Here is a 16,065-nt window from a genome sequence, read left to right on the forward strand (position 1 = left end):
TACAGTTGATTCCAATTTTATTTTAGCTTCTAATCAGCTTTCTTTTCTACATATATTGGTACAAAGGGAGGGAAATTCTTTTGTACCGAAAATTCAGAAGACGACGAAGACGCGGCCCTCTGCCGGCTAAATATGTTTTTTTAATTACATTTGTCATTTTCAATGTTTTGACAGCATACAGCCTATGGCTGATCAATGCCATTATTGAACCGACATTGGTCAGAATAGCGGAAACAAAGACGAGGCAAATTGCCGAACATGCAATTCATGATGCTGTTTCGAAAAAAATAGCGGAAAAACTTGATATGAAGGAATTGATCATTATTCATGAAAAGAAATCAGACGAAACGGCGACTTACAGCTTTAATTCCCAAATTTATAACCGTCTTATTTCAGATGCGACCGTTTATATTCAGCAATATTTAGATGGGAATGTGGAGGTTGAATCGGAAGACGGCATCCCCGTCAATCAAAACCCAGATGGAAAAGGCCTGGTTTATCATATTCCACTCGGATTAATAACGAACAATGCGCTCATCTCCCATTTAGGTCCCGAAGTTCCCGTACGCTTTGAACTTATTGGTTCAGTTAATTCAGAAATTAGCACAAAATATAAGGAAATTGGCATTAATAACGCTTATTTAGAAATATATATGGACATTTTAGTTAAAATTAACGTCATTATTCCTTCGATTTCAAAAGATATGGAAATAGAAAATTCAGTGAAAATTGGTGATTTATTTATTGAAGGAAAAGTTCCGCAGTTTTACAACAGCGGCGGGACTGGTTCGGCACCTGCTGTCATTATGCCTGAAAAATCAAAATAATAATGCGGAATAAAATGGATATAAGGGAAGAACATACCTTTTTTACTTTTGGGCATTTAGGAAATATTAAACTTGTAACAACAAAAAGGAGGAATTGACATTGACAGTTTCAACTCAAGTTCAACAAACATTAGCAGGATTAAAAAGTGCTCAAGCAAGCTTTGAAACGTTTGCACTGCAAACGGAAAACAAGCAAGCAAAACAGATTTATCAACAGGCTGCGCAGCAAACACAGTCAATCGTTGATTTGATTAATACTCGCTTGCAGCAAATCCAGAATGAAGAGCCTCAATATAGGCAACAGTAAAGGTTGGTATTTACCAACCTTTTCAACACATCACAAATAAGAGTGAGCTGGTCAGGATGAAACATTTTATATTCTTTTTCACTTTCCTTTTTGTTTTCTCAGCATGCCAACAGAACGATATGGTCGATCCGACTTTAGAACAACCGACAAAAATCAATTATTCGACGAAGAACGCTCCTTTTAATCAAAAGGTCGCGAAAAAGGCGGAGGAAATAGCGGAAAGCTATGATGGAGTTCCCAAAGCCATAAGCGTCAATACAGACCGCAAGCTATTGCTTGCTTTTCAATTAGATCATATGAAACGGTTTCAATTAAAACAAAAGGAAAAAACAATTGAAAAAAAATTAAAAAAATCTTTCCGAGATTATGATGTCACCGTTTCAAGCGATATGAAAATTTATTGGGAAACAGAAAAATTAATTAACAAACTGGAAAATCTGGACAAGCGTGAAATGAACAAGAAAGTGGAAAACATTATTCAATTGAGCAGAGAAGAAACATAAGAAGGTGTTTTCGATGGCGAATGAGCAAAGAAAACTTCAAACGAAAATCATGCAGGAATACTATCAATTGGAGAAAAAAAATGAAACGAAAAGACCTGTTGTCCAAAACTGTTTACGAGCCTTTTTAGTCGGTGGAATTATTTGCTCCATCGGACAAGCGATACAGTTTTTTTACATGTACTTTTTTCATTTTACTCAACAAACCGCTGGAAATCCGACTGTTGCCACGATGATTTTTTTATCTATGCTTTTGACCGGATTTGGTGTTTACGACCGGATTGCTCAATTTGGCGGTGCCGGAAGCGCTGTACCAGTCACAGGGTTCGGAAATGCTGTTATTTCTGCAGCGATTGAGCATCGAACAGAAGGATTTGTCCTCGGTGTAGGCGGGAACATGTTTAAATTGGCCGGATCTGTTATTTTATTTGGAACATTTTCTGCATTTGTAGTTGCTTTAATCAAAACGATTTTAATTAAATGGGGTGGTTTTTGAAATGCTGAAAGGACATCGCACTTGGGTATTTCATAATCAACCCGTGATCATTTCAACCGCTACCGTTGGCGGGCCGTTTGAAGCAAATGGCAGACTAGCCGACGATTTTGATCTTCTTCACGAAGATTTGTGGTTGGGTGAGGACTCTTATGAAAAAGCTCATAAAGTGCTTTTTGAAGAAGCGTTTTACAAAGCAATAGAAAAAGGAAACATTGAAAAAGAACAGGTGGAATTTATTATTTCCGGAGATTTAGTGAATCAAATCACCCCGTCCAGCTTTGCAGCAAGAACGTTCGGCGTTCCTTATCTCGGCATTTTCGGCGCTTGTTCTACGTCGATGGAAGGGCTGGCATTAAGCGCATTTATCGTCAATTACGGCGGAGCAAAATATTTACTGACTGGTGCGGCCAGCCATAATACGGCAATCGAAAAACAATTTCGCTATCCGACCGAGTACGGTGGGCAAAAGCCACCGACTGCACAGTGGACAGTCACGGGTGCAGGAGCTGCTTTGTTAAGCAATGAAGGGAAAGGACCTGCCGTGACCTCGGCAACGATTGGCAGAGTGGTCGATTTAGGCATGTCTGATCCGTTTAATATGGGCGGTGCGATGGCGCCGGCAGCAGTTGATACGATAGAAGCGCATTTCCGCGATTTAAATATTGATGCGGACTACTATGATTTAATTGTAACAGGCGACTTAGGAAAAATCGGACGCAACGTCGCTCTTGAATTATTTGAAAAAAATGGAGTTCAAATGGATGAGGAAAAATTTCAGGATTGCGGTTTAATGATTTATCGGGAAGGACAACCAGTTTTATCCGGTGCAAGCGGGGCGGGCTGCTCGGCAATTGTCGTATACGGCCATTTATTAAATCGGATGAAAAAAGGCGAGCTGAAGCGAATTCTCGCTGTCGCAACTGGGGCGCTGCTTTCTCCGCTAACGTTCCAGCAAAATGAAACCATTCCGTGCATTGCACACGCTGTGTCCATTGAATTCAGGGGGTGAAACATTTGGTTGCGTCATTTTTTTGGGCGTTTGTCATAGGCGGATTAATTTGTGTAATTGGACAGATCATGTTTGATGTGTTTCATTTAACACCTGCTCATACATTAAGTACGTTTGTCGTGATTGGAGCCATCTTGGACGGTTTCGGGCTTTATGAACCATTTATCGATTTTGCGGGTGCAGGTGCAACCATTCCGATTACAAGCTTCGGAAATTCTCTCGTTCATGGAGCGTTGCAAGAAGCAGAAAAACATGGATTGATCGGCGTTTTAACAGGTATGTTTGAAGTGACTAGCTCCGGTATTTCAGCAGCTATTATTTTTGGTTTTATCGGAGCGCTTTTATTTAAACCGAAGGGGTGATTGGATTGACAGTAGTATCACAGGTCAAGCAAACGCTGGCCAGTTTAAAAAGCATTCATGCGGGATTGCAAAACTTGGCCATTACGTCAACTGATGAAGAAACGAAACGAGTTTTTCACGAAAACATGTTAATATCTGAAGAAATTATCAATGATGTAAAGTCTCGAATTGGAGAGCTGGAGTTTGAGGAACCTGAGTATAAAGGCTTTTGAAAAGAGGGATGAACATGCCAGAGTGGGTTGAAGTCATTATTCGTTCACTTGCCATAATAGCTGGATTATTTTTCATTTCCAAACTATTGGGAAAAAAACAGCTTTCCAAGCTTTCCTTTTTTGAATACGTCGTCGGCATTACCATTGGTGACATTGCCGGGACACTGTCAATGGATACGAATTTAAATTTAACAAACGGTATTATCAGCATTGCCATATGGGTGATGATTCCGGTTATTATTTCATTCATTTCCATGAAAAGTCCGTCGTTTCAGCAATTTATTGAAGGAAAACCGACAATTTTTATTAAAAACGGAAAAATCATGGAGGAAAATTTAAAGAAAGAAAAATATCCTTTGGCCGCTTTGTTGGAACAATTGAGGAAAAATAATGTCCATCATGCCAGTGATGTGGAATTTGCTATTTTGGAAACTACTGGTGAACTGAGTATTTTGCTAAAAAAAGAAAAACAGCCTGTAACGGTAGGAGATATCAAAACGAACGTTGCCCCTGTTAAAGAACCGCAAACCGTCATAATGGACGGAAAAATTATGGACGAAGCTCTTTCAACGACCGGTTTGAATCGAAGATGGCTGAAAGAAAAACTCGATCAATTAGGAGTCGCCGTCGAGAATGTTTTTTTAGCCCAAGTCGATTCATATGGACAACTCACTGTTGATTTATATGATGATAAAGTAAAAGTGCCTGAGCCTGTTGAAAAACAGCTTCTTCTTTCATCCCTTAAAAAAGTGGAGGCAGATTTTGAATTATACGCTCTGCAAACTGAAAATACGGAAGCGAAAAACATGTATATAAAAAATAGAAAAAAAATAGCTGAAATGATCAAAACATTAACGCCTTTTTTGCAAGGTTGACTGAAAGGGTGGAAAAGTGAAAACATACGATTGCATCATTGTTGGCGGCGGGATCGCCGGTTTATCTGCGGCCATTATGCTTGGAAGGTATAAACATAATGTTTTAGTCATCGACAAGATGAACGGAAGATCGACGCTATGCAGAAGCTATCATAATTTGTTAGGGTGGCCTGACGGGGTAAGCGGACAGACACTGCGTACTCTTGGAAGAGAACATGCAGAAAAATACGGAGTAAAATTTTTGAAAAAGCTGGCAGCAAAAGTCGAAAAGCAAGGAAAAGATTTCCTTATCGAAACGGACGATCGCAGCATATACAAAACAAAAAAATTGCTGATTGCAACAGGGGTTACCGACCGCATACCAGAAGTGCTGTCAGAAATAAAGCATTGTTTAGGCATTTCGGTATATGTTTGCCCTGATTGCGATGGATATGAAGTAGATGGGAAATCGGTCATTGTAATGGGGGCAGGAAAAGCAGGAGCGAAGCTGGCTCTCTCACTAACGTACTGGACGAAAGACATTCAGTACGTGAATCATGATGGAGAAGAAATTAATGCTGCATTAAAAAATGAACTTTCTAATAAAAATATCGAATACATAAAAGAACGGTTAACGAAAGTGATGAGAGACAGTGAATGGTTTAAGGGAGTTGAATTGGAAAGCGGAAGACGCCTTTTCGCGGATAGAGGCTTCCTCGGATTTGGCGGCAATCGCGTTCATTCAGATCTTGCCGCTCAGCTCGGCGCCGAGCGATTAGAAAATAAGCATCTAGTCATCCATGCACGGACGAAAGAAACGAGCGTCCAAAATGTTTGGGCAGCCGGAGACGTTGCGGCTCACTCGGAACAAGCTGCAATCGCAATGGGGGATGGAATCCAAGCAGCGATTTGGATTCATAAACGGCTTTTAGAGGAACAACGGACTTGATGTTGATTGATAGATTTGAAAATTCCGAGCTGTTCAGGGCTCCATTATTTTGCCGATTTTACGACCGTAAAAGTTATCGACAAAGAATGACGAGCAATTTAGGAGCGAATGCTCGGATTTGTCTTGAATTAGTATTGGAAAAAGTTAACTGAATAAAGCTAGGAAGGGGAGGACATCAATTGTTTTGAGCGCTGAAAGTTTCGATGCCCTCCTTTATGTTGACATGAAGATATTTATGATTACAGTCTTTCACGGCTGCAGAGGAAGTAAATGTGATCAAATAAGTGAGAATCCGAAAATGGAAGTTCTGCACATGATAGGGATTGAGCATTTGTTTTTGGCGAAAAAGCTCTCTTCAATCTTTAATTTTTTTACGATGAAGGATCAGATGTTTTCAACTAAAGCCCCGAATTGTTGAAGTGTATGTTTCACATACTATTCTCCAGCTTTACATAGGAATTTTTATCAAAGACAAGAAATCATTCTATATTATTTGCACGATAAGATTCATTTGCAGCTGCTTTCCTTTGTTGAAGTAAAAATAAAAATACACCTAATAAAAGGTATTATCTATAATTTCTCAAATTGCTTCTGCGAAATTATTTCAGCAGCGATCCAGAACGAATATTCCATATCCAGTGATGTTAGTTTATTCGAAAATCTATTACTCAGATAATTTCATCAATTAACTTTTTATATTATCTTTATAAACTGGTCAGCCCTGTATTAACTGTTCGAGCTGTACCAATACCTCATTAGTTTTTTCGGATTTAGAGGCTGATTTTCTCGCTCCTAAATCGATTAAATTCGATCAAATTCTGTTTTGCTTTTTTAAAGGATAAATTCTAAATAAACAGGATTTTTGATCAAACTTTCAATTTTATATAAGACGATTATTTATCAAACTTTATTTTACATCTGCATTTTGCAAATGAAGTAGATATATCGTTTAACTGAGCAGCCGTTAATCCTTTGGCTTTTTTGCTGCAAGCAATTCTTTTTCCTTGCCTAGGACAAAACATTCATATTGCACCGAAGCCCGATTGAAAAAAGAAATCGAACGGATTGCTCAAAGTGGTATTATGCACTGGTTCTATGGTCATAGAGATTCTTAAAAAAATTATGGCAATATGGATGAAAAAGAGCTATGATGAGTATATTACATATTCAAAAAATTACAATTATTGGGGTGAAACTATGGTCGCTCATGAAATTGAATACAAACTTCATGGAGACGATATGCAATTTGTCGAAATTGAACTTGATCCTGGCGAAAGCGCCATAGCAGAAGCCGGCGCCATGATGATGATGGACGATGGTATTGAAATGGAAACAGTTTTTGGTGACGGAAGTAATCAATCAAAAGGTTTATTAGGTAAACTTGTTGGCGCAGGGAAGCGTTTGATTACTGGAGAAAGCTTATTTATGACAGTGTTTACAAATCATCAGATGGAAAAAAAACATGTTTCCTTTGCCGCTCCGTATCCCGGAAAAATCATTCCGCTTGATTTAAAGGAATTCGGCGGGAAGGTCATTTGTCAAAAGGATTCATTTCTTTGCGCTGCAAAAGGTGTTTCCGTCGGAGTTGAATTTCAACGGAAATTAGGGACAGGATTTTTCGGCGGTGAAGGGTTTATTATGCAGAAGCTTGAGGGAGATGGATTAGCTTTTCTTCATGCAGGCGGAACGATTATCCAGAAGGATTTGCTCCCAGGAGAAAAACTTAAAATTGATACAGGCTGTTTAGTAGCAATGACAAAAGATGTTGATTACAATATCGAATTTGTCGGCAAAGTGAAAACGGCATTCTTTGGCGGCGAAGGTCTGTTTTTCGCAACCGTACGTGGACCGGGTTCTGTTTGGGTGCAATCATTGCCCTTCAGCCGTTTAGCTGACAGAGTTTTGGCCGCGCAAAGTGGAGGCAAAGATGAAGGCAGCATTTTAGGCGGAATTGGGGATTTGTTTGATGGAGATTGATTATTTGCAATGACAAGAGGAAGCGGCTCATACGATTCCTCTTTTTTTTAATGAAAAAGGCCATAATAAAAACCTTTGTGAAAAAAATAAAATAGTAGTATAATATTTAAATATTAAAATTAATTGAAAATTAAAAAAGGAATTAAAAGCGGGGGGATTTATTTTGGCGCAATTACGCAGCAACATGATCAAGAAAGGGTTTGACCGTGCACCGCATCGAAGCTTGTTGCGCGCAGCTGGTGTAAAAGAAGAAGATTTTGATAAACCGTTTATTGCGGTTGTTAATTCATATGTGGACATTATTCCAGGCCATGTTCACTTACAAGAATTTGGAAAGCTTGTAAAAGAAGCGATTCGCGAAGCTGGCGGCGTGCCATTTGAATTTAATACGATCGGTGTCGATGACGGAATTGCAATGGGGCATATCGGCATGCGCTATTCACTGCCAAGCCGAGAAATTATTGCTGATTCTGTTGAAACAGTCGTCAATGCACACTGGTTTGACGGCATGGTCTGCATTCCGAACTGCGACAAAATTACGCCTGGTATGTTGATGGCAGCTATGAGGATTAACATTCCGACGATTTTTGTCAGCGGAGGACCGATGGCTGCCGGAAGAACAAGCGACGGCCGGAAAATTTCCCTATCTTCAGTTTTTGAAGGAGTAGGAGCTTATCAATCAGGAAAAATAGATGAAAACGGATTAAAAGAACTTGAAATGTACGGCTGTCCGACTTGCGGATCTTGTTCAGGCATGTTTACAGCAAACTCAATGAACTGTTTGTCTGAAGCATTAGGTTTGGCCCTGCCAGGGAACGGAACGATTTTAGCTGTTTCGCCTGAACGGAAAGAACTTGTCAAACAAACGGCAAAACAATTAATGAAATTGATCGAAATGGATTTAAAACCTCGTGATATTGTGACGGAAAAAGCAATTGATAACGCATTTGCTTTAGATATGGCGTTAGGTGGTTCGACCAACACGGTCTTGCATACTTTAGCCCTTGCCAATGAAGCAGGCGTTGATTATCCGCTTGAACGGATCAATGAAGTGGCGGAAAGAGTGCCTCATTTAGCAAAGCTTGCGCCGGCATCTGATGTTCATATTGAAGATTTACATGCAGCTGGGGGAGTTTCCGCCGTATTAAATGAGTTGACGAAAAAAGAAGGAACTCTTCATTTAGACTGCATGACGGTAACAGGAAAAACGCTCGGTGAAAATATTGCCGGATGCGAAGTAAAAGATTACAACGTTATTCGCCCAATTGATAATCCGTTTTCTGAAAAAGGCGGACTTGCCGTATTATTTGGAAGCCTAGCTCCAGATGGCGCTATCATTAAAACAGGCGGCGTTCAAGGAGGAATCACTCATTTTGACGGCCCTGCCGTAATTTTTGATTCTCAAGAGGAAGCGCTTGAAGGAATTGCGAAAGGAAAAGTAAAAGAAGGGGATGTTGTCATCATTCGCTACGAAGGTCCTAAAGGAGGCCCGGGAATGCCTGAAATGCTTGCGCCGACATCACAAATTGTTGGGATGGGTCTTGGACCGAAAGTTGCTCTCATCACGGATGGACGTTTCTCCGGTGCATCCCGCGGTTTATCGATTGGTCACGTATCACCTGAAGCTGCGGAAGGCGGACCGATTGCCTTTGTAAAAGAAGGAGACCGTATTGTGATCGATATTGAAAAACGGACGATTGATGTGCATGTTAAAGAAGAGGAATGGAACAAACGAAAAGCGGAATGGAAAGGCTTTGAGCCAAAAGTGAAAACCGGTTACTTAGCTCGCTATTCCAAACTGGTTACATCTGCTAGCACAGGCGGCATTATGAAAATTTGACGTCACTAACCGCCCCCTTTTTCAAAAAATTAAAAATTGGACAGATTTTCCTATATTATTCATAGCTGCACATATTTCTAGAAAGACGCGACTGCCGCGTCTTTCTAGCATTTTTCAGATGATCTCACTTGATTTGGCGAATTTTTCTGATCCAATACTGCTGGAAAGATGAGGGGAAGCAACATACAGAAAGTGTGAAACAAAGATCTGCTCATCTCGTTTTGACGCATATAAAACAGAGAAAGGATTCAGAAGAAGCACGAGAACGGATTGTTTTTTTCATTATGAAATTATGAAAGGGGCTGTCCGAAAAGTCGATTGAATCGACCTTGGGCTCAGCCCTTTTTTCTGTTTTTAGGGTACAAAAAAATCGTCCTTTTTTATAGAATGAAATTGACCAAAAAACATTCTACAGAAAGGACGATTTCTTATGAATAATCAAATGACTATTCAAGAAAATTATAACACGCAATTAGAAATGACTCTAGAGGGTATTCAAAAAATAGAGGTTCAAAAGAATAAGAAACGCAAAAAACTAGTTTTCCAACCTTATTGCAATCGTCAAGTCATGAGCATTTTAGATATCGAAATGTATATTCCTGAAAATCATGTCGCCCGTTTAGTGGATGAAATGGTGGAATCGATTCCGGATGAAGTGTTGTATACTCATTATGTTGGTGGGGGTCGTGCACCCTATCACCCTAAAATGTTATTGAAAGTGATTTTATATGCGTACACTCAAAATGTTTATTCAAGTCGGAAAATAGCGCAAATGGTGAAAGAAAATCTTCCGATGATGTGGTTGGCGGGATTGCAAACCCCTGACCATCGCACAATAAATGATTTTCGTAGTGTTCGTATGTCAAACATGATGGATTCTGTATTTGAACAATTTGTCCTTCAACTAGTAGAACAAGGACTTATCGACCTCGACCATATTTTTGTGGATGGTACGAAAATAGAAGCGAATGCCAACAAATATACGTTTGTATGGCGAAAATCCGTAGAAAAATATGATCAGAAACTACGAGCCAAAATTCAATCGTTTCTACAAGAAGCGCACCAAATCGCCTTGGAGGAATTAAAAGAAGAACAATTAGAAGAAGAATTAGAAAAATCATCGGCACAACTTTCTGAGAGAATAGAAGCTTTGGAAAAAGATTATAAACAGGAAGAAGACAAAGAAAGAAAAAAAGAACTTCGCTCTAAAAAATCCCAACTCACCAAACAACTGAAAACGATTCAAACGGATTATCTTCCACGATTACGAAAATACAAAGTACAAAAACAGATTCTAGGTGAACGAAATAGCTACTCGAAAACCGACCATGAGGCCACTTTTATGCGAATGAAAGAGGACCATATGAAAAACGGCCAACTCAAGGCGGGTTATAATGTTCAACTCGCCACACAACATCAATTTATCGTGGGATTTGAAATTTATCAAAATCCAGGAGATACTCGCTGTTTCCAACCATTTATGGAAAAGTTATTGGAATCGATGCCGAAGGAAAAGAAACTCAAGTATGTCATTGCCGATGCAGGATATGCGAGTGAAGAAAACTATTTATATGCGATTGGCGAAGAAAAAGAACCTCGTTTTGAATTATTAGCCCCATACCAAACCTATTTGAAGGAACAAAGTAAAAAGTTTAAAAAGGATTTATCAAAAGTACAAAACTGGAAATACATCGAAGAAGACGATTGCTTTATCTGTCCGAACAATCGGAAAGTCGTATTCAAGTATTATCAAAAAAGAAAAAATGCATCTGGATACATACAAGATTTGAAAGTGTACGAGTGTGAAGATTGTACGGATTGCCCGTTGAAGAATGGGTGTACGAAAGCCAAAGGAAATCGTCGAGTATATTGGAACACGATTTATGAAGAAATGAAAGCGAAAGCCAAAGCAGCTCTTGGTGACGAACAAAAGGCAGCTCTTTATGCGAAGCGTAAAGTGGATGTCGAAAGTGTGTTCGGTAACATCAAGGGCAATTTGCGTTTCACTCGATTTCTGTTACGGGGGCTTCATAAAGTCCGAACAGAATTCGGGATTGTGGCAATGGCCCACAACATACTGAAATGGGCCGCAAATTCCCAAACCAATTTCAAAAATAAGGAAACAGAGCGAATGGAAAAACTCATTGTTTTCTCCATTCGCTCTGTTTTTATGGACTTTTTAGACAAGCCCTTTTTCATGTTTTAAAGTTGAAGGGGGCTGTCCAGAAAGTCAAATCGCCATTGAAAACAACACCGATATATCAACGTTTCTAAAACATTAATGGGGGCGTCAATAAGCCGTAAAAACGACTTATCAGACACCCCCTTCACCTATTTTTCAAGCGCTTACATTTCGGCTTCTTTATATCCAGTATTGGCTTTAAACGTCACTTCAGCATATTTTTTCTCATCCCGCTTGGCGGAAACAAGCGTACCAATCAAACCACCGATAAAACCTGCTGGTACTGATATGAGCGCTGGGTTTGTCAGCGGGAAAATAGGATCGCCGACAAAAAAGGCTTTTCCAGCTTCAGGATGAATGACATTTGGGCTGATTGACACTAATACAATCGCTGTAATTAAACCAGCCAGCATGGCAGTGACCGCTCCGGCAGTGTTAAATTTTTTCCAATAAATCGTATAAACAATGACGGGCAAATTAGCGCTTGCCGCTACACAAAACGCAAGAGACACAAGAAATGCAACATTTAATGATTGAGCGCCAAGGGCTAGCAGGATTGAAAATGCGGCAACGCCTACAGAAGCCCATCTTGCAGCTAACACTTGCTGTCTTTCCGTAGCTTTTCCTTTTTTAATGATCTGTCCATAAATGTCGTGCGCGAATGCGGACGCACCAGACAAAACTAAACCTGCAACAACAGCTAATATTGTTGCAAAAGCTACTGCAGAAACAAAGGACATTAAGAAATCTCCTCCAAGTGCTTTCGCAAGCAGCGGCGCCGCCATATTTCCAGCAGGATTTTCGGCTATAATCGTTTCTGAACCGACAAATTTGGCTGCACCGAATCCTAAGAAGATTGTCATGACATAAAAGATTCCGACAACCCAAGTTGCATTAACGACTGACGCACGTGCAGTTTGTGCATCTTTAACGGTAAAAAAGCGCATTAATATGTGAGGAAGCCCTGCCGTTCCCAACACTAAGGCCAGCATCATGGAAAGTAAATCGAGCGGATTTTTATATACAATTCCTGAATGCAAATAATTTTCGCCGTGTGGAGTCGCTTGTGACATCTCGTTAAACATGCCAACGATATTAAAGTTAAATTTCAATAAAACAAGGAATGAAATAATGACCGTTCCTGCCATAAGCAATAAAGCCTTTATGATTTGCACCCAGCTAGTTGCTGTCATTCCTCCAAATAATACGTAAATGGTCATCATGACTCCAACGATCAATACGGCGATCCAATACTCAATCCCCAATAACAATTTAATGAGTGCACCTGCACCAACAAGCTGTGCGATCATATAAAATATAACAATTGTGATGGAACTAAGAGCAGCTGTTGCACGGACTTTTCTCTCACTGAATCTTGAGTTGATCATATCTGCGAGTGTATATTTTCCTAAATTTCTGAGAGGCTCTGCAACGATGAATAGAACGAAGAGATATGCGGTTAAATAGCCGATGCTGTAGTAGAAACCATCAAATCCATTCAATGCGATGGCGCCTGCGATACCAAGAAATGATGCGGCTGATAAATAGTCTCCAGCTATCGCAAGTCCATTTTGCCACCCAGTCAAGCCTCCGCCGGCTGTGTAAAATTCGTTTGCGGTTTTTGTTCTTTTTGCAGCCCAATACGTGATATATAACGTGACTAAAAGGATGATTAAAAACAGAATAAATGCTGGTACACTCATGAAAGTGCAGCCCCCTTATTTTATTTTATATTTTCTTCAATAATTTCTTCCGCCAATTGGTCAAATGTTTCCGCTTTTTTTACATACATCGTAGCGAACACCCAAACCATGACAAAAAGACCAAGCGAATAGAGCCATGTCCATGTAATCCATCCGATTGCTTTATGCTCCAAGATGGATGTATAACCCGTGAGAATCGGCAATAAAAAGTAAGTGATGAGAAAAACGATTATAATGGGTACAATAAAATTCCGCTTTTTTTGAATCAACTGTTGAAATTTGCTCGTTGCAACAATTTTCTCATAATCGAGAATGCGCTCCCCCTGTTCTTTTTCCTTTCCGAATGTTTCCATTGTACCATCCCCTTTCTTTGGTAATATTCGTAATTTTTTGTCAATTACAATAATAAGTTATGCTAAAAAAATAGTCAATCATTTTTGTAAAACGTTTTCAAAATTTCGTTTGTAACATTTTGGAAGTGAGAGGCTGCATTGACACACAAAATGGAATCGTTTACACAAATGCGTTTGGATGTCCGGAAATCAGGAAGCTGAATGAATGCATAATCAGTGATGGCCATTCAAAAAAACAGTAAAATCTATTGTAAGATTTTACTGTTTCGATCATTTTTATTTCCAATGCTTTCGCAAAAATTCATCCCGTCCGGAAATTTCCCGATCTTTTTTGTATGCTTCTGGATTTTTTTGATAAAAATTTTGATGATATTCTTCTGCTGGGTAAAATGGCGCAGCCGGTAAAATTTTGGTTACGATCGGTTTATTGAATTTTCCGCTTTTGGCTAAGGCGAGTTTAGATTGTTCTGCCAGCGTTTTTTGCTCATTTGAATGATAGAAAATGGCTGTCCTGTACTGACTGCCTCTGTCGTGGAATTGTCCGCCGTCATCGGTCGGATCGATTTGCTGCCAATAAATTTCAAGGAGCTTCTCATATGGAAACACCGTTGGGTCAAATTCGATTTGTACCGCTTCATAATGCCCAGTTGTCCCTGTTTTGACCTGTTCATAAGTAGGATTTTCAACATGCCCGCCCGTATAACCGGAGATGACTTTCACAATGCCGTCCCACTGGTCAAAAGGTTTTACCATGCACCAAAAACAGCCTCCGGCGAATGTTGCTTTCTCTAGCTTCTTCTCCAATTTCTTCACTCCTGGTCCAGTTAGAATGAGTTAAAGTTTAATAATATCATAAAGTTAATGGCAAATCCCGAGATTAAACAGTAAAATTTTAAATTGCCCAGCGATAATAGCTATCCATAAAATGGAGGCTATAGAATAGATCGCAGTTCGTTTTCTAAAATTTTTATATTTCAAGATAAAAAATGCTGCTACTGATAAGATGGAAAAGAAAACAGTTAAACCTAACATTCCGACAAATGGAGTAGACCAATAATAATTGTTAAAAATCGGGATGATGATTGTTGGTGTGTAAAACTTTGACAGCGAATAGATGCCAAACAGCCATGAGATAATCATGAAAACAAAGATGGAAACAGTTGTCAATTTAATTGCCAAAGGTATCTCCTTTCTGACTTTTATTCCGATCTGTTTAATTGTATTTTATGTATGCTGCACGTTGTTGTCAATTGATTAAGTTTATAAATGATATAATAAATGAGTGAGCTATCTAAAAGCGACTAAATAGAAGAAATGTAAAAATCTGCAACCGAAAAAAGGCAATACAAAAAACTTAATTCGCTTCCGTTTAGGCGAGTAGAGTTGATCTTTTTATATCAGGCTGCGTGTCTTCTGAGCTAACAGTCAATCTGTTTCAAGGGGGACTCTTTTTTCGATTTAGGGGAGGGGAAGGTTGCAAGCTTCCAGATTTGCAGCCAGATTGAACTAGTAGCTCGAACACAAGATGGTGAAACCAACCTTTTAAGTAGCCGAAGCTAAAAGGAGGGAAAAAGCTTGCATAAAAGATCTTTAGACGGTTTCTGCGTTCAACGAAAAAAGTCTATCTTTAAATGAAAATTTTCAATATTGTGGGGCTGACCCTGTTATTTCCAACGGAAGTAATCGAAAACAAGAGCAGGATTTAAAAAAACGATAAGAGGAGGAATCGACATGGTCTTTGCAGGAAAAACAGTCATTATAACCGGCGGTGCACAAGGGATCGGGAAAGCGATCGTTTCCGCCTATGCAAAAGAAGGAGCAACAGTTGTGATAGCGGATGTGAATGAACAAAAAGGAAAGGAAACAGCTGAGGAATATGGAGCGATGTTTATCAAAACGGATGTCAAAAATCATAAGGACGTCATCAAATTAATAGAAACGGTCAAACATACAACGGGAAGAATCGATATTGTGATTAACAATGCAGGTGTTTCAAGATTTAAATCTCTTTATGAGCTAACGGTTGAAGAATGGGATGACATATTACAAACAAATCTTCGCAGCGTATTTTTATTTGCAAAGGAATCGGCAAAATATATGCGAGAAAATGAAAGGGGAGGTTCGATCATTAATATTGCTTCAACAAGAGCGTTCATGTCTGAAAAAGATTCGGAAGCGTACGCTGCATCTAAAGGCGGCATCGTTGCTTTAACACACGCTTTAGCTATTTCATTGGGGGAAGACAAAATCAGAGTCAATTGTATAAGCCCCGGCTGGATTGAAACGAACAACTATGAACTGCTTACTGAGCGCGATCATCTACAGCATCCTGCAAAGCGAGTCGGAAAACCGGATGATATTGCCAGAGCGTGTTTGTTTTTAACTCATCCCGACAACGATTTTATTACGGGAGAAAATATTATTATTGACGGCGGCATGACGAAAAAAATGATATATGAAGAATAAATCTTGATAAAAGGTAAGGAAGCAAGAG

The 16,065-nt window shown here is 39.4% G+C and carries 17 protein-coding genes; 13 read left to right on the forward strand and 4 right to left on the reverse strand.

From position 1 onward, the window contains the following. The first annotated feature begins 80 nt into the window (after positions 1-80). The 12 genes from yunB to NSU02_RS09215 all read left to right on the forward strand — a co-directional run bounded on the left by yunB (position 81) and on the right by NSU02_RS09215 (position 11,539). The gene (gene yunB / locus NSU02_RS09160) at positions 81-827 is read left to right on the forward strand and encodes a sporulation protein YunB (RefSeq protein WP_063389724.1); all 747 of its coding nucleotides are present in this window, start codon (positions 81-83) and stop codon (positions 825-827) included. A gap of 100 nt (positions 828-927) precedes the next feature. After that, on the forward strand, positions 928-1,134 hold the full coding sequence (locus tag NSU02_RS09165) for a DUF1657 domain-containing protein (RefSeq protein ID WP_063389725.1): 207 nt from the start codon (positions 928-930) through the stop codon (positions 1,132-1,134). Between the two features lie 56 nt (positions 1,135-1,190). Beyond that, complete coding sequence (locus NSU02_RS09170) at positions 1,191-1,637, forward strand: YhcN/YlaJ family sporulation lipoprotein (RefSeq protein WP_063389726.1); 447 nt, start codon at positions 1,191-1,193, stop codon at positions 1,635-1,637. A 13-nt stretch (positions 1,638-1,650) separates the two neighbouring features. Then, complete coding sequence (spoVAC, locus tag NSU02_RS09175; protein ID WP_063389727.1) at positions 1,651-2,130, forward strand: stage V sporulation protein AC; 480 nt, start codon at positions 1,651-1,653, stop codon at positions 2,128-2,130. 1 nt (position 2,131) lies between these two features. Next, positions 2,132-3,139 carry a stage V sporulation protein AD gene (gene spoVAD / locus NSU02_RS09180; protein WP_063389728.1) on the forward strand — a complete coding sequence of 336 codons (1,008 nt, stop codon included), beginning with the start codon at positions 2,132-2,134 and terminating at the stop codon, positions 3,137-3,139. 5 nt (positions 3,140-3,144) lie between these two features. Beyond that, positions 3,145-3,501 (forward strand): stage V sporulation protein AE, encoded by a 357-nt coding sequence (gene spoVAE, locus NSU02_RS09185; RefSeq protein WP_063389729.1) that lies wholly within the window; start codon positions 3,145-3,147, stop codon positions 3,499-3,501. Between the two features lie 5 nt (positions 3,502-3,506). Next, positions 3,507-3,713 (forward strand): DUF1657 domain-containing protein, encoded by a 207-nt coding sequence (locus NSU02_RS09190; protein WP_339195479.1) that lies wholly within the window; start codon positions 3,507-3,509, stop codon positions 3,711-3,713. Between the two features lie 14 nt (positions 3,714-3,727). Beyond that, complete coding sequence (locus NSU02_RS09195; protein ID WP_130158003.1) at positions 3,728-4,588, forward strand: DUF421 domain-containing protein; 861 nt, start codon at positions 3,728-3,730, stop codon at positions 4,586-4,588. 76 nt (positions 4,589-4,664) lie between these two features. Then, complete coding sequence (locus NSU02_RS09200) at positions 4,665-5,516, forward strand: NAD(P)/FAD-dependent oxidoreductase (protein WP_242513827.1); 852 nt, start codon at positions 4,665-4,667, stop codon at positions 5,514-5,516. A 1,197-nt stretch (positions 5,517-6,713) separates the two neighbouring features. Next, complete coding sequence (locus NSU02_RS09205) at positions 6,714-7,493, forward strand: TIGR00266 family protein (RefSeq protein WP_063389744.1); 780 nt, start codon at positions 6,714-6,716, stop codon at positions 7,491-7,493. A 163-nt stretch (positions 7,494-7,656) separates the two neighbouring features. Further along, positions 7,657-9,333: a dihydroxy-acid dehydratase gene (gene ilvD, locus NSU02_RS09210; RefSeq protein WP_063389594.1), complete on the forward strand. Its 1,677-nt coding sequence runs from the start codon at positions 7,657-7,659 to the stop codon at positions 9,331-9,333. Positions 9,334-9,763: 430 nt separating this feature from the next. Then, positions 9,764-11,539 carry an IS1182 family transposase gene (locus NSU02_RS09215; protein ID WP_339195483.1) on the forward strand — a complete coding sequence of 592 codons (1,776 nt, stop codon included), beginning with the start codon at positions 9,764-9,766 and terminating at the stop codon, positions 11,537-11,539. A 140-nt stretch (positions 11,540-11,679) separates the two neighbouring features. On the opposite strand, the gene NSU02_RS09220 is transcribed toward NSU02_RS09215, so the two are convergent. From NSU02_RS09220 to NSU02_RS09235, 4 genes are all read right to left on the reverse strand, one after another. Further along, on the reverse strand, positions 11,680-13,218 hold the full coding sequence (locus NSU02_RS09220; protein WP_066246614.1) for a cation acetate symporter: 1,539 nt from the start codon (positions 13,216-13,218) through the stop codon (positions 11,680-11,682). A 20-nt stretch (positions 13,219-13,238) separates the two neighbouring features. Continuing rightward, entirely contained in the window at positions 13,239-13,571 is a 333-nt protein-coding gene (locus tag NSU02_RS09225) for a DUF485 domain-containing protein (protein WP_063389591.1), read from the reverse strand. Positions 13,572-13,847: 276 nt separating this feature from the next. Then, positions 13,848-14,324 carry a peptide-methionine (S)-S-oxide reductase MsrA gene (msrA, locus tag NSU02_RS09230; RefSeq protein WP_339195737.1) on the reverse strand — a complete coding sequence of 159 codons (477 nt, stop codon included), beginning with the start codon at positions 14,322-14,324 and terminating at the stop codon, positions 13,848-13,850. Positions 14,325-14,429: 105 nt separating this feature from the next. Beyond that, complete coding sequence (locus NSU02_RS09235; protein WP_339195486.1) at positions 14,430-14,750, reverse strand: hypothetical protein; 321 nt, start codon at positions 14,748-14,750, stop codon at positions 14,430-14,432. A gap of 552 nt (positions 14,751-15,302) precedes the next feature. On the opposite strand from NSU02_RS09235, the gene NSU02_RS09240 reads away from it, so the two are divergent. Further along, positions 15,303-16,037 (forward strand): glucose 1-dehydrogenase, encoded by a 735-nt coding sequence (locus NSU02_RS09240; protein ID WP_339195488.1) that lies wholly within the window; start codon positions 15,303-15,305, stop codon positions 16,035-16,037. Positions 16,038-16,065: the final 28 nt, after the last annotated feature.

This window comes from Aeribacillus sp. FSL W8-0870 (assembly GCF_037963755.1).
Taxonomy (GTDB): Bacteria; Bacillota; Bacilli; order Bacillales; family Aeribacillaceae; genus Aeribacillus; species Aeribacillus composti.